Below are 21,918 nucleotides of genomic sequence, written 5' to 3'. Positions count from 1 at the left end.
TGCCGAAGTATTAAAAAAGGATATGGATATGAATATGGCTGCGTCAGGACCTCGCAACGGCATTCTTTCGCTGACGATCAAGGATAAGTCGGTGCTGTATGCCGCCTATATGCCCTTTGTAAAACATGGCGGGATGTTCATTCCCACCAACAAATCCTATCAGTTGGGCGATGAGGTGTTCATGTTGCTCAGCCTGATGGAAGAGCCGGAAAAGATCCCGGTGGCGGGTAAGGTGATCTGGATTACACCGCGGGGCGCACAGGGTAACCGTGCGGCCGGTATAGGTGTGCAGTTCAGTGATCAGGACAATACTGCCCGCAGCAAAATTGAAACCTACCTGGCCGGTGCGCTCAAGTCCGACCGCCCGACCCATACCATGTGACCATGCTGATAGATTCCCACTGCCATCTCGACCGACTCGACCTGACTGCCCACGACGGCTCCCTCGACAACGCTTTGAATGCCGCCCGCGAACGCGGCGTCGGCAAGTTTCTTTGCATCGGTGTGGATGCGGCCAATGCCCCCGTGGTCAAACAACTGGCCGAACAATACGAGGATGTATGGTGCAGTGTGGGGATTCATCCGCTGGATCTGGCGCGCAACGATCCGACCGATCTGGCCTGGTTGCTGGAGGCACTGAACCATCCGCGTGTCGCTGCCATCGGTGAGACTGGGCTGGACTACCACTATCAGCCGGATATGGCTCAGGCGCAGCAGGACTCCTTCCGCTGCCATCTGCAAGCTGCCAGCACTACCGGCAAGCCTGTGATCATTCATACCCGCGAAGCGCGGGAGGATACGCTGGACATGCTGCGTGACGCGGATCTGGCGGATGCCGGGGTACTGCATTGTTTCACTGAAGACTGGGACATGGCGCGCGCGGCACTGGATATGGGGTATTACATTTCCCTGTCGGGTATCGTCACCTTCCGCAATGCCGAGGCGCTGCGGGATGTGGCGCGGCGTATACCTGCCGACCGGTTGCTGGTCGAGACGGACTCACCCTACCTGGCGCCTGTACCTCACCGCGGCAAGCCCAACGAGCCGCAGTTCGTCTGTGAAGTGGCGGCCTTTCTCGCTGAGCTGCGTGACGAGCCGCTGGAGCGGCTTTGGGAGAACACCACGGCAAACTTCCATCGGTTGTTCCCCCTTACTGCAACCTGAGTCAGCTGTTCAGCTTGCTGGCGATCTGCGCCACATGCTTACCCTGATGGCGTGCAATTGCCAGTTCTCGGTCATCCGGCTGGCGTGAACCATCACCACCGGCAATGGTGGAGGCGCCATAAGGTGTGCCACCGCCGACCTGCGACACGTCGAACAGCTCCGGGGTGGTGTAGCCGATAGGCACTATGATCATGCCGTGGTGCGCCAGGGTGGTCCAGGTGGAGGTGATGGTCATTTCTTCACCGCCGCCGGTACCGGTGGAGGTGAATACACTGGCTACCTTGCCTGCCAAGGCGCCCTTGGCCCATAGGCCGCCGGTCTGGTCAAAGAAATTGCGCATCTGGCCGGTCATGTTACCGAAACGGGTCGGCGTGCCGACGATGATCGCATCATAGTCAGCCAGCTCGGCCGGACTGGCTTCCGGAGCTTGCTGATCGGTCTTGCCGCCCGCAGCGGCAAAGGCGTCGGCATTCATGGTTTCCGGTACGCGCTTGACGGTCACCTCGACTCCGTCGACACCGCGCGCACCTTCGGCAATGGCGCTGGCCATGGTTTCGATATGGCCGTACATGGAATGGTAGAGCACTAATACCTTGGTCATCTTTGCTTCCTCTTTCGGTGTGTTATCACTGTAGCCCATGGCGCGGGCAATGAAATTGCTGATCAAGCCCATTGGAGCCACTCCTTTACAGCCCTGTACAGAGAGATGCAGTCCCTCATGCGACATCCACCAGCACGATTTCGCTCTCGTCTTCAGCGGTGAACCGCAGCAGTGTCTCGTCGTGGATGGCTACGCCATCTCCCGCCGCGGCCATCACGCCATTGATATCTACCCGCCCGCTGGCGGGTACCAGATACACTTTGCGCCCCGGCTCAATCTGATATTCGGCTGTCTGGCCAGCCTTCAGTGTAGCGGCGACCACCCGCGCATCAGCGCGGATAGGCAGTGCGTCCATATCCTCTTGCACACCGCTGGCCAGGGTGACGAAGTCTCCGCTGCGCTCATCCCGTGGAAACTGCCGGGTACCCCAGCTGGGCGGCAATCCCTTTTTATTGGGCAGAATCCAGATCTGGAAGATTCGCGTTTCCTCATCTTCCAGGTTGAATTCACTGTGAGCGATGCCGGTACCGGCGCTCATTACCTGTACATCGCCGGCTACGGTACGGCCCTCATTGCCGAGGTGATCACGGTGGGTGATGGCGCCGGAGCGTACGTAGGTGATGATCTCCATATCGCGGTGCGGGTGCCCGGGAAATCCGGAGTGGGGCGCGATGATGTCATCGTTCCATACCCGTAAATGCCCCCAGTGCATACGCTTGGGATCATGATACTCAGCAAAGGAAAAATGATGGCGAGTATCCAGCCACCCATGCTGAGCGCCGCCGAGCTCCTGATAAGGGCGCAGTTCGATCATTGCATACCTCCTGTTTTGTTGAGGTCGATACACGCTTCGACCTGATGGAGTCATGATCTATCTATTTATTAACAGTTAAAAGCGCAATTATCGCGACTTTATGATCGGATATTTAGATTGATTTGGTGCGGCAAGGCTACTGAAAAAAAGAACCCGAATTCCGGGGGAGAAATTCGGGTCAAGACCATTAGGAGTGATACAGAAAGGGACAGGTCCTTTTCTGTCAGACGCAGCACTTGGGGGAGGTACGGCGCCTGATGTGTTAAGTATTGCCGACTTTTACGGCATTTCCACTCGAAATGCCCTCTTCATTAAACCTATTCGAAATAAGGGTGGCGGGCTTATCGTGACCGAGTCACTCCCTGGCTTGTTTCAGCGTCCGCTTGAGAATGTCCAAGGCCTTGTCCAACACCGGTTGCGGTGTATAGAAGTGCGGTGACCAGCGAATACCACCGCCACGCTCAGCGCAGACAACGCCAGCCTCTTTCAGTTTCTGGTACAGCCAACTGTTGTCGTACCCGCTAATGGTAAAGGTGACGATGCCCGCGCGGCGCTCCGGTGCGTTCGGACTGAGGACGCGCATGCCGGGAAGGGTGCCGAGGGATTGCAGCAGGTAAGCGGTGCGTTGCTGTAATGCTTCCTGGATCCGTTTTTCACCGACTTCAAGCAGCAACTCCAGGCTCGCTGACAGCGCATGTTGGGCCAGCGTATTGGGACTGCCCGGCTCGAAACGCCGCGCGGTGCTCGCCGGCACCCAATCGTCACGATCATAATCCCCCATGGCTTCGACCATGTGCCAACCGAACTGGGTCAGCTTGAGCCGATCGCGAGCTTCACGGCGACAATAGAACACCCCCAGACCCTCTGGGCCGAGCAACCATTTATGCCCATCAGCCATGGCGAAGTCGCAATCGATAGCCTGCACATCGAAGGGCAGCGCGCCGAGTGACTGAATGGCGTCGACGCAGAACAGAATATTGCGCTCGCGGCAGGCGCGACCGAGACGCGCAAGATCCATGCGCAGGCCGCTGGCATATTGCACCGAGCTGATGCTCAGCAGCCGAGTTGCCGGCCCCATCGCCGCTATCAGAGCAGCTTCGGGGTCGTCGTCATCGAGGCCAATCTGGCGCACGGTTACGCCGCGGCCTTCCAGAGCCTGCCAGGGAATCCGGTTGGATGGAAACTCCTGATCGCTGATCAGCACCTCGTCACCAGCCGACCAGTCCAGCCCCATGGCTACCAGCGAAAGAGCCTCGGAGGTGTTCTTCACCAAGGCAATATCTCCTTTGCTCGACGCGTTGAGCAAGGTCTTGAGCTGGCCGCGAAGGCGATGTTCCAATTGGATCCAGCGGGGGTAATCCTGTGCTCCCTGGGTGGTATTCTCTTGGGCGAATGCGGTGACTGCATCAGCCGCACGCTTCGGCCAGGGTGCCACGGCGGCATGGTTCAGATAGCAGAGGTTCGGGTCTTGAGGGAACTCATCGTCCCACTGTGAATCGTGGAGCATGGTCAGGTCCTGTCCAGGTTGCATTGAGTTTGATGATAGCGTGACTGGCAATAAACGGAACGCAATATCGTTGAGGGGTGAATTTCTGGTCATATAAATACCAGAAGTGTGCAACCGGTCATGAAATTGGCATAATGCATTCTCATCGTCACGCTCATGCAGGCAGGTAAGCACATGCAGAAAGAATCACGCAAGGTTCGGGAATTTCAGCGTCGCGAACAGGAGATCCTGGCTTCGGCCTTGCGTCTGTTCCTGGAGCAGGGAGAAGACAGCGTCACGGTCGAAATGATCGCCGATGACGTGGGGATCGGCAAGGGCACCATCTACAAACACTTCAAATCCAAGGCCGAAATCTACCTGCGGTTGATGCTCGATTATGAGCGCGATCTGGCCGAGCTGCTGCACTCCGAGAACATCGAAGCAGATCGGGAAGCGCTGTCGCGCGAATATTTTGCCTTTCGCATGAGTGATCCCGAGCGCTATCGACTGTTTGATCGTCTTGAGGAAAAGGTGGTCAAGGCCAATCAGATGCCGGAGCTGGTCGAAGAGCTGCACCGCATCCGCGCATCCAACTTCAACCATCTGACCGGCGTGATTCAGGAGCGGATAGATGAAGGCAAGCTGGAGAACGTCCCGGCGTACTTTCACTATTGCGCAGCCTGGGCGATGGTGCACGGCGCCATGTCCATGTATCACTCGCCGTTCTGGCAGGATGTGATCGAAGACAAGGAAGGCTATATGCAGTTCCTGATGGATATCGGCGTGCGCATGGGTAACCGCTCCAAGCGCAGGAAGGATGGCGAGCCTGCCTGAGGGCGGTTGGTGAACTTGATGCGAAGCGGCAGGTCTACCGGGCAACCTATTTCAACAGGAATGCCCGCTTGCCATCCTTACGTTCTGCTCTGTGTCTGATTGCCGCCTTGTTGACGCTGCCTGTCGAGGCGCGTGATTACAGTTACACCGACGCTCATCTGCACTATGTCGATTTCTTTCAGGAAACCGACGGCATGGCCGAGCTGTTGCAGCAGATGGATGAGCACAATATCCGCCACGTCATGATCAGCGGTATTCCGGTAGCCAAGAAATGGCATGAGGATGAACCACGTCGACCGCGCTATTACGCTGGGGATGACGCCGGAGCCTATTGGTTCAGCGCAACGGATTACATCGTCGCGCATGCGCTTGAAGAACTGGATGAAAAACAGCGGGCGCGTTTTCATCCGTTTCTCTCCGGTTTCAACCCCAACGACAAGAACGCCGATGAGCATGTACGCCGCCTGCTGGAAACCTATCCGGGCATGTGGCAAGGCATCGGCGAAGTCTTCACCCGTCACGACGACCTGACCGCGCTGACCAACAGCGAGACGCCCCGGGCCAACAGCGAGGCGATGGATCGGATCTACTACCTGGCCGCAGAATACGATCTGCCGGTGATGATTCACAGCAATATCACCTCCAAACGGGAACGCAATCCGCTGTACCTGCCGGAGCTGGAAGAGTCTCTGCGCGACCATCCACAGGTGCGCTTCATCTGGGCCCATGCCGGTACCAGCAAGGAGATCCATCGTCACCAGGAGAAATTGAAATTTCTGTTCGACGAGGTGGAGCGGCTGCTCGGGCTGTATCCGAACCTTTATATCGACCTGTCCTGGACCATGCTGGAGCCGTACCTGCTCGACAGTGATGGTGAGCCGGATCCACGCTGGCTGCAGCTGGTGGAACGTTTCCCGGATCGCTTCATGATCGGCTCGGATGTGGTGGGCAAGTTCGGCAGTATGGGGGAATACATGAGCGGGTTCGGCGTCTTTCTCGACGCCTTGCCCGAGGCGGTGGCGCATAAGGTGGCAGGGAGTAATTTTCTGGCGATCTTGCCGGCCGCCAAACGCGATGAATCGGAAGGGAAGGCGACTGCCGAAGCAGCAGCCGCCAGGTAGGGATCAGTTCGCTTGTATTGTAGGTGGGTTGGCCCAATAAGCGCACTGATGGGTATCGCGGAAGTCGTCTATGGCAACCACCGCTGGCGTCGGTGCATCGAGACGGAGGATATTGCCGTCGCCGTTCAGCCGAGGCCATTCGACCGCCTCTGCGGCACCATCGGTGGCGTTGGGGCCGATGTTCGGATCATCACCGTATTTGGCAAAGTTGACCCAATAACCAGCCATCTCCCGCGCCAGAGCCAGTTGGTTTTCGCCAGCGCCGCGCTCCTTCAACGTGTCCTCTGAACTCAGCACGTACTGAATCTCGAAGGAATGCGCCGCGCCGAGGGGGAAGGGCAGCGGTCCGAGAATGCTCGGCGCATTGCGGTCGGTGAACCAGTAGCCCCAGGTGTTCACCTCGCCTTGTAGCAGACCCCACTGGGCATTGTTGGGGCAGTTGAACCGCCAATCGGTGCCGATGGCGGAATGGGCATCCATAAAGGGTGAGGTACTGCCTGCGGCGACGCTCTGGCTCAGATAGTGCTGACCGATACTGGCGGCATCCAGGGTCGGATCTTCTTGAAGCAGTTTCGCAACGGCCGCCTGATAGCCAGCCGGGGTGGTGAAGTCGGCCCCTTCCAGCGCGGCCAGCAGGCTGAACAACGCGCCCTCATCCAGGTTGCTGCCCATCATCACCGGTACCTTGTTGAAGTTGCCGCTGGCCAGTGCCTGGTTGATGGATAGGGGTAAGGTCTCGGTTCCGGTGACGGGGAGGATATTGCCGGGCTGGGCCGCCAGAATCTCAGCCACCGAAAGCCCTTTCAAACAGGCCGTCAGTTGAGCATCCGTCGCATCTGCGCAATCAGTTTGTGCCACAGTGGGATCGCCAAAAAGTGTCTGCCCCCCTGGAATGATTACTGGGCCATAGGATGTGTCAGTCAATGGAACCTGTGCGCCGTTATAGGCCCCACTCTGCACGATGGCCTTGTGGAACAAGCCAGCCGCGCTTGGCGAGGCCAACTGGCTCAGCACACTGTGGCCACCGGCAGACTCACCGAAGAGGGTGACATTACCTGCATCGCCATCGAACTGTTCGATATTGGCCTGGACCCACTCAAGTGCCAGCTGCTGGTCCTGCAGCCCGAAGTTGGCGTCGCCCAGTGCGGCATGGGGCAGAAAGCCCAGTGCGCCCAGACGGTAGTTGAGCGTCACCACGACCACACCCTGGTCCACCAGTCGCACCGGGTCGTAACTGGCACCGCCGGAGCCGTAAATGAAGGCGCCACCGTGAACCCATACCATCACCGGATAGTCACCGGGCTCCTCGGGCGTATAGACGTTGAGAAACAGGCAGTTCTCATCCAGGCTGGCTTCGCCGAAAGCGCTGTCAGCCTGCGGACAGTTGCTGCCGAAGGTCTCGTTCAACTGGATGGCATCAGAGTGAGCCGGCGGGAGGGCGGGGGCGGCAAAACGCTCAGCGACGCCATAGAGGATGCCGCGGTATACACGCATGCCGTCATGCTCGATGCCGACATAGTCACCCTGCTCAGTGGTGACTTTCAGCGGGTTCGCGGAAGAGCCTCCGTCACTGCTCGATCCACCGCCGCCCCCAGACAGGCAGCCGCTCAGACTTGCAGCCAGAACCATGGCGGACAGAGAGGACAGGAGGAAGCGAGATGGTGTGGTACAGGTTTTCTTAAGCATTATTTTTATCCGTTTGATTATTCAGCCGAGGACCCTGGCAAAACGCCTTCTGTTGCATGGAAACTGTAAAAGAATCAGCGGTTGCACGCTAAACCCATACGGGTGATCGCTTCAGACACGTAGGGGAAGGAGTTCGGCGGACTATCCTGTAAACTGCACGGCGAACTTTGCTATGGAGTGCCCCATGTCTGGTCAGGCCCGTTTTCCCATCGACTACATCGAACCGGTATTCCGTCCGCCGAGCGAGGCGCATTCGCTGATCCTGCCGGTGACCAATGGTTGCTCATGGAACCAGTGCACCTTCTGCGATATGTACACCGCGCCGCAGAAGAAATTTCGCGCCCGTGACGAGCAGCAGGTGCTGGATGAGATCCGCCGCAGTGGCGAACAGTTGATTGTACAGCGGGTGTTTCTCGCCGACGGCGACGCCATGGTGCTGCCGACGCACCGTCTGCTGCGCATTCTGCAGGCGATCCGCGAGCATCTGCCCGAGGTGCAGCGGGTCACTTCGTACTGCCTGCCGCGCAATCTGCGCCGCAAATCCGTGGAGGAACTCAGGCAGCTGCGCGAGGCCGGCTTGCAGATGCTCTATGTCGGCGCCGAGTCTGGTGATGATGAAGTGCTCCAGCGGGTTAACAAGGGCGAGACCTTCGATTCCACCGCCGATGCCCTGCTGAAGGCCAAAGAGGCCGGGCTGAATACATCGGTGATGATTCTCAATGGTCTGGGTGGGCGCAGCCTGAGTGAGCAGCACGCGCTGAATTCGGCGCGGCTGATGAACCTCACCCAGCCAGACTTTCTGTCCACCCTGGTGGTCAGCTTTCCGAACGGGCTGGCCCGTTACCAGGGGCAGTTTCCGGACTTTCAGCCGCTGGATCAGGCTGGTCTGTTTAGCGAGATCGAACAATTCCTGAATGTGCTGGAATTGACCGATACGGTCTTTCGTAGTGATCACGCCTCCAACTATCTGGTATTGAAGGGCGTGCTGGGCGCCGACAAGCCGCGCCTGCAGGCTCAGGTGCGTCAGGCGATCGAACAACCGGAACAGGCCGGGCTGCGCCCGGAACGGATGCGTGGACTATGAAATTGCCCCTATGGCTGTCCCACATCACCACCCTGCTGACGCTGGCAGTGCTGGCAGCGGGTTGTACGCCCTCGCAGATGACAGAAAAAGGGCGCTTTTATCTCAGCGATGCCGGGTTGCTGGATCGCTACCAGATCAGCCGCAGCGGCAACTTCCGCTTGCAGGCGGACTCGCGACTGTACATCGCGCAGAGTCATTTCGTGCCGGTCGGCCATGCCTATGCGCGGCCGAACATTCTCGCCGAGGAAGGCTTTGCCGCCGCGGTGCAGGTATTCCCCATGGTGCGCCGCGCCGAGCAGCCGCTGGGGCTGAATGAAGCGCTGGCGCGGACCCGTCAGCAGGGGCTCGATTATCTGCTGTACACCCGCTTCGCCAGCGCCCAGAGCAGCGCCGGTGCGCAGCCGACACCAGAGCAGGCCAACGACGGCGATGTGGGACGTGATCAGGTGGTGCTGCAGCTGATGTTGCTGGAAGCCAGCACCGAACGGGTCATCGACTTTACCACCATCAACAGTCGCACAGGCTTTCTGGCTTTCTACAAATCCCGCCCGGAAGACCTGCTGCGGGAACCGATGGAAGATTACACACGTCAACTGCTGGGCAGCCGCTGAATGGCCTGAGCAATCAGATATCGAGGTACTCATGGACAATCGACAACCACCACCCCAATCGCTACTCGACAGCCTGCCCGAATCGACCACCGCCGATGCCCGTGAGCCGGCACCGGTGCATCTGTGGCATCCGGAATTCAGTGGCGAACTGGATATGCATATCACCCGCGACGGCACCTGGTATCACGAAGGTGGGCCCATCAGCCGAAAATCCCTGGCGCAGCTGTTCTCCGGCATCCTGCGGCTGGATGAGGATGGCCGCTACTACCTGGTCACGCCGGTAGAGCGTTGGGCGATCAAGGTTGATGACGTGCCTTTCGTTGCAGTACGACTGGAGGTAGCGGGGCAGGGCAAGGAGCAACGCCTGACCTTCTTTACCAGTCTGAGGCACAGCGTGGTGGCTGGCGAAGAGCATCCGATCACCGTCCGGGTCGATATCAATACCCATGAGCCGTCACCCTACGTGCTGCTGCGCAGTAACCTGCAGGCGCTGATTCATCGCAATGTATTCTATGAGTTGGCTGACCTGGCGGTCGAAGAAACGGTCGACGATCAGGCGCGCATCGGTGTCTGGAGTGACGGCAGCTTCTTTCCGATAGATGGCTCGGCGGTCTCCGCCTGAGCCGTTGCGGCATCGGCACAAGTCAAGACCCTGAAGAAGAAAATCACTCTTCCTTTGCTGTTGATATTTACCATATCTGGGACTAGGATTCGCACTTACGCACAACCAGTAGTGGTTTTCGGGCGCAAGGATGAGAAGGCATGCGCGTTTGTCAAGCCCGTAAAGCACTGATTCCAGGAGAATATGATGAGTCAAACAGCCAGGGTTCAACGTCTGCATAATGTCGTAACCAGCCTCCCCATGCAGCCGGCCTCGGAAGATATCTGGGACACCAAATATCGGCTCAAGACCAAGGACGGTGTCGCCATCGACCAGACTGTCGATGAGACCTATCAGCGTGTTGCCCGCGCCCTGGCCGAGGTCGAAGCACCGGAGCTGCGTGAGGAGTGGCACGACAAGTTTCTCTGGGCACTGCGCCATGGCGCCATCCCTGCTGGCCGTATCACCTCCAATGCCGGTGCGCTGGCGCACAAACCCGCCACCTCGACCATCAACTGCACTGTGTCGGCGACCATCGGCGACTCCATGGACGACATACTTTCCAAGCTGCACGAGGCCGGTCTGACGTTGAAGGCCGGTTGCGGCATCGGTTATGAATTCTCCACGCTGCGCCCGCGTGGCGCCTATGTGTCCGGCGCTGGCGCTTATACCTCCGGACCGCTGTCGTTCATGGATATCTACGACAAGATGTGCTTCACCGTATCGTCGGCTGGCGGCCGTCGTGGCGCACAGATGGCGACATTCGATGTAGGTCATCCGGATGTGGCGGATTTCATTCGCGCCAAGCGTGAGGGCGGTCGACTGCGCCAGTTCAACCTGTCGCTGCTGATCACCGAGGAGTTCATGGAGGCGGTGGAATCCGACAGTGAGTGGAAGCTGGCTTTTCCGCTGAGCGAAGGGGAGGCCGAGGCCGATGGTGTGGATATCAATGATCCCGAACAGGTGATCTGGCGCGAATGGCCGAGCAACGAGCGTTACGTTACCCGTGAAGATGGCCTGATCGCTTGCCGGGTGTTCCGCACCATGAAGGCGCGGCGCATCTGGGACATGATCATGACCTCCACCTACGACTTCGCCGAGCCGGGTTTCATCCTGATTGACCGCGTCAACCAGATGAATAATAACTGGTTCTGCGAAGAGATCCGCGCCACCAACCCCTGTGGCGAGCAGCCGCTGCCGCCCTATGGTGCCTGCCTGCTCGGCTCGATCAACCTGACCCTGTTTGTTCGTGACCCCTTCACCGACAAGGCGCGGTTCGATTGGGATGAGTATCGCAAGGTAGTCGACATCTTCACCCGCATGCTGGACAACGTGGTCGAAATCAATGGTCTGCCGCTGGAAGAGCAGCGCAACGAAATCTTCCGTAAACGCCGCCATGGCATGGGCTTCTTGGGCCTGGGCTCGACCATGACCATGCTGCGCATGCGCTATGGCGATGCTGCATCGCTGGAGTTCACCGAAGAGGTCTCCAGGGAAATGGCCCTGCAAGGCTGGCGCACCGGTTTGAAGCTGAGCGAAGAGAAAGGCCCGGCGCCGATCATGGAAGAAGAGTTCACTGTGACCGGAGCCATGCTGGCCAAGCGTCCGGAAATGAAGAGGGACGGTTTCAAGGTCGGCCAGAAGGTCAAGGGCAAGGTGCTGTGGGCCAAGTACAGCCGTTACATGCAGCAGGTAGCGGGCGAGGACGCGGCATTGGTCGAGGCCTTGGCCGAGCACGGCTCGCGTTTCACTCACCACAGCTCGATTGCGCCGACCGGTACCATTTCCCTGTCGTTGGCCAACAACGCCTCCAATGGTATCGAGCCGAGCTTCGCCCATCACTACTTCCGTAACGTGATCCGTGAGGGCAAGAAGTCCAAGGAAAAGGTCGACGTGTTCAGCTTCGAGCTGCTGGCCTACCGCGAGTTCATCGATCCCCAGGCGCTGCCGGACATGGAAGCGGCCTCGCGTAACCTGCCAGACTACTTCATCGCCGCCGATGACGTGAAGCCCACCGAGCATGTGGATGTGCAGGCCGCGGCGCAGAAGTGGATCGATTCCTCGATCTCCAAAACTGCCAACGTACCGACCGATTATCCCTACGAGGATTTCAAGGACATCTACCTGTACGCCTACCACAAGGGGCTGAAAGGCTGCACCACCTTCCGTTTCAACCCCGAAGCCTTCCAGGGCGTGTTGGTGAAGGAGCAGGATCTGGCCAACACCACCTACCGCTTCAAACTGGAAGACGGCAGCATCATCGAGGCCAAAGGTGGAGAAGAAATCGAATACGACGGCGAGATGCACTCGGCAGCCAACCTGTATGATGCGCTCAAGGAAGGCTATTACGGCAAATTCTGAGCCGCTGGCGCCCAATTGATGACTTGGTAACTACAAATACAGCCCTGCCGCGGCGCAGGGCGAGGAAGATGGACATGGCACTCAAGATAACCAGCAAGATTGTCGACTATGCAGTGGTCAAGCCGGACGAGCCGGCCAAGGCGCCGGAACCGGCAGCGCCTACCTATGTCGAAATGCACGAGAAGCTCAAACGGCCCGAGTTTCTTGAGGGTTCGACCTACAAGATCAAGACACCGACCTCCGAGCATGCGATCTACGTCACCATCAATGACGTGGTGCTCAACCCTGGCAGCGACCACGAGACCCGCCGCCCTTTCGAGATATTCATCAACTCGAAGAACATGGAGCACTACCAGTGGATTTCGGCGCTGACGCTGATCATTTCCGCGGTATTCCGCAAAGGCGGCGATTGCACCTTCCTGGTCGAGGAACTTAACAGCGTCTTCGATCCCAAGGGCGGTTACATGAAGCGCGGCGGTCGCTGGATGCCGTCACTGGTCGCGGAAATCGGCGATGTGCTGGAATGCCACCTCAAGCGTATCGGCATGCTCGAGGACGAAATGGACGAGCATCAGCGCGCCTATCTGGACCAGAAGCGCGCTGAGTTCCTCAGTGCCAGCGCACCGGCGCAGGCAGCGGCCGATTGCGATGACAGCGCCGAAACCTATCCCTCCGGCGCGCAGATGTGCGGCAAGTGTCACACCAAGGCGGCCGTGCAGATGGACGGTTGTCTGACTTGCCTGGCCTGTGGTGACAGCAAGTGCGGCTGATGTACTGAGTATTCCCCTGCGCCGGCACCACCGGCGCAGGTTCCTGCTTATCCTCTTTTTGCCCGGCTGGCGTTCGTCAGCATCGTTGTTTCCCTCCGCTTCGCTCATAACTGATACACCGAATTGCTCTCCAGGCCAGCAATTCGGTTGCTGCCGGCCGAGTGTTTCAATTCTGAGACTCTCCTCGAACCGCACCAGAGCGCGTCGTCTGTGGCTTTGCCGGGACTGGGTTCGCAGTACGCCCCTGAGGGTGTTTCAGTTCTGATACAGATACTGCATTTCAGTTTTATAAAAGCATCTCAACTTTTTGAATATTAAGGTTATTTTGTTTCAGGCATGGAGCTTGCTCTTCTCATGACATGAACGGCGAGTGCCGACTTATAAAAAAGAGATGTCTGCCATGAACCCTTCGCTCTCCTCACTGATGATTCAGGTACTGCTCTGCCTGGCCGGGTTGGCGCTGTGTATAGCGACGCAGTTGCCAGTCTACGGCGCGGATGGCGACATCATCATCTCCAGACAAGTGCAGCCCCGTGCGGCGGCGCGTCAGGAACTGGTGCCGGACCCCAACCCCCTGGTAGTGAATCCGCGACGTGACGCCATGCTCAATCAAGCGCTGGATGCTGGGCTGGCACCCACTGAAATGTCCGACCGTGACTTTGCCGGGATCAGCAGCGGCAGCCGTTTTTCCAATGCTTTCAGTAATTTGCCGTTCGGCGCAGGCCCGGCCAATCCGGTGCCCACCGGCGGGGGCGCAGCAGGGCTCAATCCAGCAGGTCATGGTGGCGGTGTAGCAGGAAACGCCGGTGGGCAGGTCAGTCGCAGCATTCAGCAAGGGTTACGGCCGTTGCAGATGCTGGGGGGGAAGTGAGCATGGCCTTGCACATGATAGTCGGCCTCGGTTTGCTGTTGGCCGCCGGTGCTCACGCCGCCGAGAATACGGCAACCATCGATAGCAGTGCCGCGGGTTATCAGGGGGTGCTGATGGTCAATCAGGCCAGCGGCAACCTGCAACAACAGGTCAACGCCCGGGCCGTTTCGGCTGGTGCCTTCCCCACGCTTGATGTGGAGCAGCACCGCGACGGTGTGCTGAGCACTGATGCGGCGGTCGATCTGGGGGCGCACATTCGCGGCGCCTCCTTCAGTGGCGGCAGCGGTGTGTTGGGGGTGAACCAGGGCGCTGGAGCGGGTAACCAGCAGATCAATGGCTTTCGGCTCGGCGCAGCAGCCCGGCCCGAAAGCCTCGACGACCAAGTGCTGGCGCAGAGTGCAGCAGGGTCGTTTTTCAATTCAGCTGCGGAGCCATTCGGGGCAGGGGAGCGTCTGGTCGAAATCGATGATCAGGCTTTTTCCGGCAGCCGCGGGGTGGTTCAGCTGAATCAGGGTGCGGGGGTTGGCAACCGTATGGTCAACAATCTCGGCATTCGAATGGTGGAGTAGTTGTATAGGCAGTTCCTACTGAAACTGAATTGATAGCCACACAAGGAATAGATCATGAAAACAACAAGCAAGCTTGCACCTCTCGCGTTCGCTATCGCCGCAACTCTGTCGTTTGGCGCCATGGCTGGAGGTGGCGGAAACCATAACGGGCCTGGAAATGGTAACAACCAACCGGAAGGCGAACCGTCCATGTCTGCAGCATCGATCCTAGATGTTCAGGTCAGCCTGGGTAATCGCGTGGATAATGACGGTACTGAAAACAATGCCCTGGTGCAGGATGCTCTGCATAATTCCTCCGGTAACGCTGGGGTCAACGTCGCCGCCGGTGATACCAACCAGCAGGCCAACGCAGCTGCGATCTCCACGGCAGATGCTGATTTCGTCTTCGGCAATACTGCTACCTCCACTATCGCTATTGGTCAGGTCAATGCCGGTAACACCCTGGCGAACCTGGACGTCACCAACAACGCGAAGGTGAACAACACGGCCAACAACTACTCGGGTAACCTCGGGTTGAACGTGGCTGCTGGTGGCTTCAACCAGCAGAAGAACGATGTGACCATCGCCTCTTCCGAAGCAGCGCAGAACGCAGAAGCATCAATCGAAGTCATGCAGCTCGCGGTTTCCAGTGCCACCTACAACGGAGTTGAAGCCGGTGACTCCAGCCTTAATACGATCGCCTCGGGTTATGGCGGGAACTGGGGCGGAGGTCACCCAGGCAACCAACAGCCCACCACCAACCAGAATGTTCAGAACAACGCCAACCTGCTCGGATCGCTCAACAACGTGTCGGGTAACGTCGGCGTGAACGTTGCTGCTGGTGGTACCAACCAGCAGAGCAACTCGCTGTCCATCGCTGCCGGCTGCTACGCCTGCCTGTAAGCGATATCGGACCCGGGTCTCCCGGGTCCTTTCCCCTATTCTGGACAAGCGCCGATGAAACCTCCGCTCGCACTGTTAATGGCCGGTCTGTTGTTGTCCCTGTGCTGGATTCCCGGACAGGCAACGGAGAAGCCCTTTGCCGCCTTGCCTGGCGGCGGTCTGGTCTTCAAGCCGGTGATGAGTCTGCGTGAACGGCGCTTTGCCAATCTGGTGCAACAAAAAACCGATTTCAGCTGTGGCGCCGCTGCCATGGCGACCTTGCTGAACGAGGCCTACGGCCGGAATCTCAGTGAGGAAGATGTCATCCAGGGCATGCTGGCCGGCGCTGATCCGCAGCAGGTACGGACCATGGGATTCTCCATGCTGGACATGAAACGCTATGCCCAGGAGCAAGGATTGCGCGCACGCGGCTACCGATTGCAGCCGCCACAACTGATGGAAGTGAAGGTGCCTTCGATCGTGCTGATGGATATCCGTGGTTACCGACACTTCGTGGTCATGCAAACCAGTAATGACGGCTGGGTATATATCGGTGACCCGGTACTCGGGCACAAGAAAATGACACTTGATGAGTTTGCACAGGGCTGGAACGGCATCGTATTCGCCTTGATTGGTCCCAGCTATGACCGCCAGAACGCATTGCTGACGCCGCCTGAGCCTCTGACAGCGCGCCATCGGCTGGATAAGTTTGCTCCGGTGAAGGATGCCGAGTTGATGGAGTTCGGTTTTTTGCAGAGCGATTTTTTCTGAGTAGACCGACGATGCTCTATGGGGTGGGTGACGCTGGGTAAGGAGAGAGAGCATGAAATCACTACGCAGCTGGTGTAGTAAACGGCATCAGACTCTGGCATGGCTGGCAGGCAGTCTGGTTGCATTGAGTTTGCCGGCCAGTGCCGGTAACCCTTTTCAAGCGGCGGAGCTGCATGATGACGAGCTGGCGCAATTGCGTGGTCGCTATGTCATGCCAGGGCGCATTATTCATTTTGGCGTGACCATGAGCAGCATCTGGGAGAACAGCGCCGGCCAGACCATTGGCGCCGGGATCACCTTTCAGGTCGATGATCAGGCGCAGCCTAGCCTCCATATCACCCAATTGACATCACACACCGAGGATCAGGGCAACGGAACTGCAGTCATTCCCGGCAGTGGTCAGGTCGTGGGTGGCGCCGGGCTGACCGGCGTGCAAGGGATTTCCCAAAGTGTGCGCAGTGCCGGTGATTACAACGAGGGGCTGAACAATCTGGAGATCGTCGTTACCAGGGGGAACAGCGCCCAGACGCAGGACACCAACGCCGTGCCCTGGAACGGCTCGACTGCCTATACCGGCGCTGCCGGCGACGTGCTGGTCAGCACCCGCAATGGTGGTTTGCAGATCCAACTGGATGCTGGGACTCAGGGGAATGCACTGCAGCAGATCGGTGGTGGCAATATCACCCAGCAGGCCAACTTCAGCGGCAATCTGAACAGCGCTCGAAACCTGGCCACTCTGAGCGTCGCTCTGCGCGATCTGCCGTTGGGTCAGGATATGGCCAACTGTAGTCTGGAACAGCTTCGCGCGCTGCGCCCTGGCGGTTATTGAATACACACAATGAGAACAAGGAAGAGCATCATGCGGAGAATGGCTGGTGGCGTCCTGCTGTTGGCAGTGGCCGGTAATTTGATGGCGCAGACCGGTGAAGAGGGGGCGTTGCGCCAAGAGCTGGATGTGCTGCGCCAGCGCTACGAGGCGCAACAGAATGCCTTGATGATTCTGGAGCAGCGTTTGCGCCAGCTCGAAGGTGCCTCGAGCGTCGCAGCGCCGGCTACCCGCGCCGCACCAACCCGTGTCGCAGCGGCCAACCCGGGGCAGGGCAGCAGCGCCTCAGGATATGGCCAGTCACTGCGCGACAACTCCGATCCAGCGCCCAGTGTGGAGGCGCTTTATCAGGAAGCCAGCGGGTTTTTCGGTGGGGGCAGCTTCAGCCTCGAACCGGGCCTGACTTATAGTCACTACGATACGCGACAACTGTTTCTCAACGGTTTTCTCGCCTTGGATGCAATCTTTCTCGGCAATATCGGCGTCGATGAAATCAACGCCGATACCTTCACCTTCGATCTGACTGCCCGTTACAACTGGCGCCAGCGTTGGCAGTTCGATATCAACGTGCCCTATATCTACCGCGAAACCACCTACCGTTCGGCCGGTGCTGGCGGAGCCAGTTCGACTTACAGTGAGCAGGTGGTGGACGGTGGACCCAAACTGGGCGATATCAGCTTCGGGGTGGCCTACAAGTTTCTTGATGAGCAACCCGGCCGACCTGATGCGGTACTCAGCCTCCGGGTCAAGACGCCCACTGGCGACCATCCCTATGGCATCAAACTGGATCAGGTACCCGGCAACGACAACCTCACGGTGCCGGAGTCGCTGCCCACGGGTAACGGCGTTTGGTCAGCCACGGCAGGCATTTCGCTGGTCAAGACCCTGGATCCGGCGGTGCTGTTTGGCAACCTGGCGTATACCCACAACTTCGACGAGGAGTTTGATGACATCAGCGCCCAGCGAGGCGTGAAAGTACCCGGCAGCGTCAAGTTGGGTGACTACTTCCAGTTCGGACTGGGCATGGCTTTCGCTTTGAACGAGCGTATGAGCCTGTCGATCTCCTTCTCCGAGCTGATCAGTCGCAGCAGCCGCATCAAATACCAGGGCGGTGGCTGGCAGACGGTCAATGGCAGTGATGCCAATGCCGCCTATTTCAATATCGGCATGACCCTGGCGGCAAGTGATCGGTTGACTGTGGTGCCCAACCTGTCGATGGGGCTGACCCCGGACGCACCGGATTTCAGCTTGAGCCTGAAGTTTCCCTACTACTTCTGACCGACTGCAGGCGGGGCATGCTGACTTCAACGGATCTGATGTTTGTGCAATAACCGGTACAGCGTCGGGCGGGAGATCTCCAGCTGTCGTGCTACCTGCACCATATTGTTGGGAAAGTGGCTGATGGCGGCATGCAGCGCCTGACGTTCCGCGCGCCATATCCAGGTCTGTAAGCTTTCGACCTCCAGCTCGGCAGCGCAGGTCAGCCCCAGGTCTACTGGCTCTATTTCTCTGCTCTCGGCCAGGACCATGCCTCGGCGCACTCGGTTGGCCAGCTCTCGGGCATTGCCCGGCCAAGGATGGCGCAGCATTGCGCTGATTGCGTCGCTACTGAAGTTGCGGGGTCGGTAGCCAGTTTCTGCGGTATATAGCTGGGCAAAGTGCGTGGCCATGGGCACGATGTCAGCCTGGCGCTCGCGGAGCGGGGCGGTGCGCACTTCCAGCACATTCAGCCGGTAATACAGATCTTCGCGAAAACGTCCTTCACTGATCGCCTTTTCCAGGTCCACATGCGTGGCCGCCAACACCCGCACATCGACGCTGATCGACTGGGTACCACCCACACGCGCGATCTGCATTTCCTGCAGAAAGCGCAGCAGATTTGCCTGCATTTCCAGCGGCAAATCGCCGATTTCATCAAGAAACAGGGTGCCGCCATCGGCCGATTCGATTCGTCCTATCTTGCGTTGATGGGCGCCGGTGAAGGCGCCTTTTTCATGGCCGAACAACTCCGACTGGATTAGGTGCTCCGGTATGGCGCCGCAGTTCACCGCGACAAAGGCGGCGTCCTTGCGCCGCGAGCCGGCATGCAGACCATGGGCAACCAGCTCCTTGCCCGAGCCGCTTTCGCCGCGGATCATCACTGGCGAGTCGGTCGGCGCTACGCGCATCACCAGATTGCGCAGGGCGAGCGCCTCATCGCTGTTGCCGAGAAAGAGCTCTTCGCTCGGCCAGGCCTGTTGTTGGTAGCGACGCCGCAGGCGGGCCATGCCACAAGCGCGACCCAAGGCGATATGGATACGAGAATCATCGAAGGGCAGGGTGTGATAGTCGAGGAACCACTCGGCAACAAATTGTGCAACGCCAGGTTGTTCCAGCAGTTCCGGAGAGACCACCACCACCCATTGAATGCCGGTCTGGCTGAGAAGTATCTTGAGTCTGCCAAGATTGGCGACATGCGCAGCTTGCAGTCGGAGCATACCCAGCGCGTATTCTGGCTGTCCAAGTCGGTCCAGCGGTGCCGTAATAACGTTCCACCCGGCATCACTCAGGCGTTTCTGCAGCGCCAGGCAGGCGTTGCAGGGGTCCACCATCAATAACCGGTGGGGTGAAGCAGTGGCCACGTCCAGCATGACGATCCTTCGTACGATGACATTGTTATTGGGGCAGAGGTGTCGTCTGAACATAGCAGATGGCCGCGAGACTGCAACAGGCGGATAACTCATACAGCCGAAGTCATACCCCGTCTTCAGCCGGTCACGGTTACATATTCAGTCATACGCAGGGATAATACTGGCAGTCTAAGGAGATGCCCCATGCCCTTGAATGAAATGCGATTTTTATTGCCCTTGCTCAGCCTGGCCCTATTGGGCGGGTGGCTTCTCACCGGCTGGGTACTGCTGCGCCGGGAACGGCTGCTGCAACAAAGGGTCGACGAGCTACAGGAGGAAAGCTACCGTCAACAGCTGGAGCTACACCAGCAACTGGGTAGTCAACTGAGTTTGGAGACTCGCCTCGAACACCTGCAGGAATCCGTGGCTCGCCTCAGGACTGAGCGTGATCGGCTGGCGACACGGCTGACCGAGGCCGAGGGGCAGGGCAACGAGTGGCAACGTAGCGCCGAGCGCTTCCAGACCCAGGTCCAGGAACAACAGCGGCAACGTGAGCAATTGCATGGCGAACGTCAGACGCTGGAACAGCGCTTGCAACAACTGCAACAGGCCCATGAGCAGTTGCGAGTGGAACATTCCACCTTGCAGACCACCTTGAGTCAGCGTCAGCAACATTTCGATGAGCAGCAACAGTTGCTCAAGGACAGCCGCGAGCAGCTCAAGCTGGAGTTTGAACAGCTGGCTGGGCGCATCTTCGAAGCCAAGGGGCAGACGTTCACCCAGACCAGTCAGCAATCTCTGGACGCTTTGCTCAAACCCTTCCGCGAACAGATCGATCAGTTTCGCAGCAAGGTCGAGGACATCCACCACAAGGATACTCAGCAGCAGGCGGCCCTGGCGCAGGAGCTGCAACATCTGAAACAGCTCAACCAGCAGATTACTCAGGAGGCGCATGAGCTGAGTACCGCTCTGCGGGGCCAGAAGAAGACCCAGGGCAACTGGGGCGAGCTGATCCTGGAAAACGTACTGGAACGCTCCGGCCTGCGTGCCGGGATCGATTTTCAGCGTGAAGTGAGCATGAGCACGGCGGATGGCCAGCGTCAGCGCCCCGACGCGCTGGTGTACCTGCCCCAGGACAAGCATCTGATCATCGATGCCAAGGTCTCGCTGAATGCCTATACCCGCTATATCAACAGCGAGGATGAAACCGAGCGGCGAGTGGCGCTGGCTGAACATGTTCATGCTTTCGGCCAGCGTATCCGCGAGCTTTCCGAGCGCAATTATTTCGACCTGCCGGGACTCAACGCACCGGAGATGGTATTCATGTTTGTGCCCATCGAGTCTGCTTTTGTGGAAGCACTCAAGGCGGATGAGACATTGTTTCAGAAGGCTATCGAGCAGAATGTGCTGGTCGCCACGCCGACCACCCTGTTGACCAGCTTGAATATCGTCCGCCAGCTCTGGCGTTTCGAAGACCAGAACCGTCACACCGCCGAACTGGCCGAGCGCGCTGCTCGCATCCATGACAAGCTGCGTACCTTTCTCGGCAGCATGGATCAGATCGAGAAGGGGCTTGATCGAGCGGGTGAAGCCTACCGCAGAGCACGGGATCAGCTGATCAATGGTCGCGGCAACCTGGTCAAGCAGGTCCAGGACTTCAAGGAACTGGGTGTCTCGGTAAAAGGCGAGTTGGGCGAACACTGGACTGATCGTGCCGAGCTTGAACTCGGGCACGATGCGTCAGCAGATACGCTTTGATGATATTCGAGAGGGAAGAACGAGACCCGGCAGGGCGCCGGGCCTTACAGATGGAAGTCGCCGCTGGCTTCGGGCTGGTATTCGATGTCGATGATCTTGAGCTTGAGCGGACGGCCATTGGGGCCAACCCAGTCGATGCTTTGGTTTTTCTTCAAGCCCAGCAGCGCAATGCCGACAGGAGCCAGTACCGAAATGGTGCCTTCGGGGCCTGCTTTGTCGGGGTACACCAAGGTCAGGACCATTTCGCGGCCACTGGTTTCATCCGCGAAGCGCACCGTGGAGTTCATGGTGACCACGTCTGGAGCAACGCGCGTGTGACTCACAACCTTGGCCCGCAGCATCTCGTTCTCGAGCGCATCCAGGAGGTCGATCGGCGCGTCCAGGGTATTCAACACCTCATCCAGGCGTTGGACATCCAGACGGGTGAGCACGATAGAAGGTGATTTGCTCATGGCGAACAGCATTACTCCTTGTTGAGGACAATAAAAAACAATATTTGGGAAACAGGTAAAGAAGCCGA

The 21,918-nt window shown here is 58.6% G+C and carries 21 protein-coding genes and 1 pseudogene; 16 read left to right on the top strand and 6 right to left on the bottom strand.

The features are described from left to right. Positions 1–28 precede the first annotated feature (28 nt). Positions 29–382, top strand: coding sequence for a PilZ domain-containing protein (locus INT39_RS16750; RefSeq protein WP_193075140.1), 354 nt, complete (start codon positions 29–31; stop codon positions 380–382). A gap of 2 nt (positions 383–384) precedes the next feature. Beyond that, positions 385–1,164, top strand: a complete 780-nt coding sequence (locus tag INT39_RS16745; protein ID WP_193075139.1) for a TatD family hydrolase — start codon at positions 385–387, stop codon at positions 1,162–1,164. A 1-nt stretch (position 1,165) separates the two neighbouring features. Here the strand turns inward: INT39_RS16745 and wrbA are convergent, their stop codons facing one another. The 3 genes from wrbA to INT39_RS16730 all read right to left on the bottom strand — a co-directional run bounded on the left by wrbA (position 1,166) and on the right by INT39_RS16730 (position 4,086). Then, entirely contained in the window at positions 1,166–1,765 is a 600-nt protein-coding gene (gene wrbA, locus INT39_RS16740) for an NAD(P)H:quinone oxidoreductase (RefSeq protein ID WP_193075226.1), read from the bottom strand. A gap of 115 nt (positions 1,766–1,880) precedes the next feature. Then, positions 1,881–2,579 carry a pirin family protein gene (locus INT39_RS16735; protein WP_193075138.1) on the bottom strand — a complete coding sequence of 233 codons (699 nt, stop codon included), beginning with the start codon at positions 2,577–2,579 and terminating at the stop codon, positions 1,881–1,883. Between the two features lie 355 nt (positions 2,580–2,934). After that, positions 2,935–4,086, bottom strand: a complete 1,152-nt coding sequence (locus INT39_RS16730; RefSeq protein WP_193075137.1) for an aminotransferase class V-fold PLP-dependent enzyme — start codon at positions 4,084–4,086, stop codon at positions 2,935–2,937. A gap of 174 nt (positions 4,087–4,260) precedes the next feature. Between INT39_RS16730 and INT39_RS16725 the strand changes: the two genes are divergently transcribed. Together INT39_RS16725 and INT39_RS16720 are read left to right on the top strand one after the other, a co-directional pair. Then, the gene (locus INT39_RS16725) at positions 4,261–4,899 is read left to right on the top strand and encodes a TetR/AcrR family transcriptional regulator (protein WP_193075136.1); all 639 of its coding nucleotides are present in this window, start codon (positions 4,261–4,263) and stop codon (positions 4,897–4,899) included. Between the two features lie 68 nt (positions 4,900–4,967). Beyond that, a complete protein-coding gene (locus INT39_RS16720) occupies positions 4,968–6,020 on the top strand; it encodes an amidohydrolase family protein (RefSeq protein WP_226944856.1) in 1,053 nt (350 codons plus the stop codon). Between the two features lie 3 nt (positions 6,021–6,023). Here the strand turns inward: INT39_RS16720 and INT39_RS16715 are convergent, their stop codons facing one another. Further along, complete coding sequence (locus tag INT39_RS16715) at positions 6,024–7,706, bottom strand: carboxylesterase/lipase family protein (protein WP_193075135.1); 1,683 nt, start codon at positions 7,704–7,706, stop codon at positions 6,024–6,026. A 184-nt stretch (positions 7,707–7,890) separates the two neighbouring features. Here INT39_RS16715 and INT39_RS16710 point away from each other — a divergent pair, with 184 nt between their 5' ends. The 11 genes and pseudogenes from INT39_RS16710 to INT39_RS16660 form a co-directional block, all read left to right on the top strand. Next, positions 7,891–8,790: a radical SAM protein gene (locus tag INT39_RS16710; RefSeq protein ID WP_193075134.1), complete on the top strand. Its 900-nt coding sequence runs from the start codon at positions 7,891–7,893 to the stop codon at positions 8,788–8,790. After that, a complete protein-coding gene (locus INT39_RS16705; RefSeq protein ID WP_193075133.1) occupies positions 8,787–9,401 on the top strand; it encodes a DUF4823 domain-containing protein in 615 nt (204 codons plus the stop codon). The genes INT39_RS16710 and INT39_RS16705 overlap by 4 nt, the downstream gene beginning before the upstream one ends. Positions 9,402–9,432: 31 nt before the next feature. Further along, positions 9,433–10,023: a DUF1285 domain-containing protein gene (locus INT39_RS16700; protein ID WP_193075132.1), complete on the top strand. Its 591-nt coding sequence runs from the start codon at positions 9,433–9,435 to the stop codon at positions 10,021–10,023. Positions 10,024–10,206: 183 nt separating this feature from the next. Further along, complete coding sequence (locus INT39_RS16695) at positions 10,207–12,363, top strand: adenosylcobalamin-dependent ribonucleoside-diphosphate reductase (RefSeq protein ID WP_413468937.1); 2,157 nt, start codon at positions 10,207–10,209, stop codon at positions 12,361–12,363. Between the two features lie 74 nt (positions 12,364–12,437). Next, positions 12,438–13,133: an NrdJb gene (locus tag INT39_RS16690; protein WP_193075130.1), complete on the top strand. Its 696-nt coding sequence runs from the start codon at positions 12,438–12,440 to the stop codon at positions 13,131–13,133. A 400-nt stretch (positions 13,134–13,533) separates the two neighbouring features. Beyond that, a complete protein-coding gene (locus tag INT39_RS16685; RefSeq protein WP_226944855.1) occupies positions 13,534–14,004 on the top strand; it encodes a hypothetical protein in 471 nt (156 codons plus the stop codon). A 2-nt stretch (positions 14,005–14,006) separates the two neighbouring features. After that, the gene (locus tag INT39_RS16680; RefSeq protein WP_193075129.1) at positions 14,007–14,573 is read left to right on the top strand and encodes an adhesin; all 567 of its coding nucleotides are present in this window, start codon (positions 14,007–14,009) and stop codon (positions 14,571–14,573) included. Between the two features lie 54 nt (positions 14,574–14,627). After that, positions 14,628–15,455, top strand: a complete 828-nt coding sequence (locus INT39_RS16675) for a heme utilization protein (protein ID WP_193075128.1) — start codon at positions 14,628–14,630, stop codon at positions 15,453–15,455. Positions 15,456–15,509: 54 nt separating this feature from the next. After that, the gene (locus tag INT39_RS16670; RefSeq protein WP_413468936.1) at positions 15,510–16,205 is read left to right on the top strand and encodes a C39 family peptidase; all 696 of its coding nucleotides are present in this window, start codon (positions 15,510–15,512) and stop codon (positions 16,203–16,205) included. 52 nt (positions 16,206–16,257) lie between these two features. Next, positions 16,258–17,034, top strand: coding sequence for a hypothetical protein (locus INT39_RS16665; RefSeq protein WP_193075127.1), 777 nt, complete (start codon positions 16,258–16,260; stop codon positions 17,032–17,034). A gap of 105 nt (positions 17,035–17,139) precedes the next feature. Next, positions 17,140–18,309 (top strand): annotated as a pseudogene (locus INT39_RS16660) (hypothetical protein); the annotation flags it as partial. A gap of 26 nt (positions 18,310–18,335) precedes the next feature. On the opposite strand, the gene INT39_RS16655 reads toward INT39_RS16660, so the two are convergent. Next, positions 18,336–19,661, bottom strand: coding sequence for a sigma-54 dependent transcriptional regulator (locus INT39_RS16655; protein ID WP_193075221.1), 1,326 nt, complete (start codon positions 19,659–19,661; stop codon positions 18,336–18,338). Between the two features lie 183 nt (positions 19,662–19,844). On the opposite strand from INT39_RS16655, the gene rmuC reads away from it, so the two are divergent. After that, complete coding sequence (gene rmuC, locus INT39_RS16650; protein ID WP_193075126.1) at positions 19,845–21,398, top strand: DNA recombination protein RmuC; 1,554 nt, start codon at positions 19,845–19,847, stop codon at positions 21,396–21,398. A 44-nt stretch (positions 21,399–21,442) separates the two neighbouring features. Here rmuC and rnk read toward each other — a convergent pair whose 3' ends face one another. After that, positions 21,443–21,850: a nucleoside diphosphate kinase regulator gene (rnk, locus tag INT39_RS16645; RefSeq protein ID WP_193075125.1), complete on the bottom strand. Its 408-nt coding sequence runs from the start codon at positions 21,848–21,850 to the stop codon at positions 21,443–21,445. Between the last annotated feature and the right edge of the window lie 68 nt (positions 21,851–21,918).

The sequence above is a fragment of the Pseudomonas sp. FME51 genome (genome assembly GCF_014897305.1).
The sequence above is the reverse complement of the archived record's forward strand: the minus strand, read 5'-3'. Positions and strand labels throughout refer to the sequence as shown.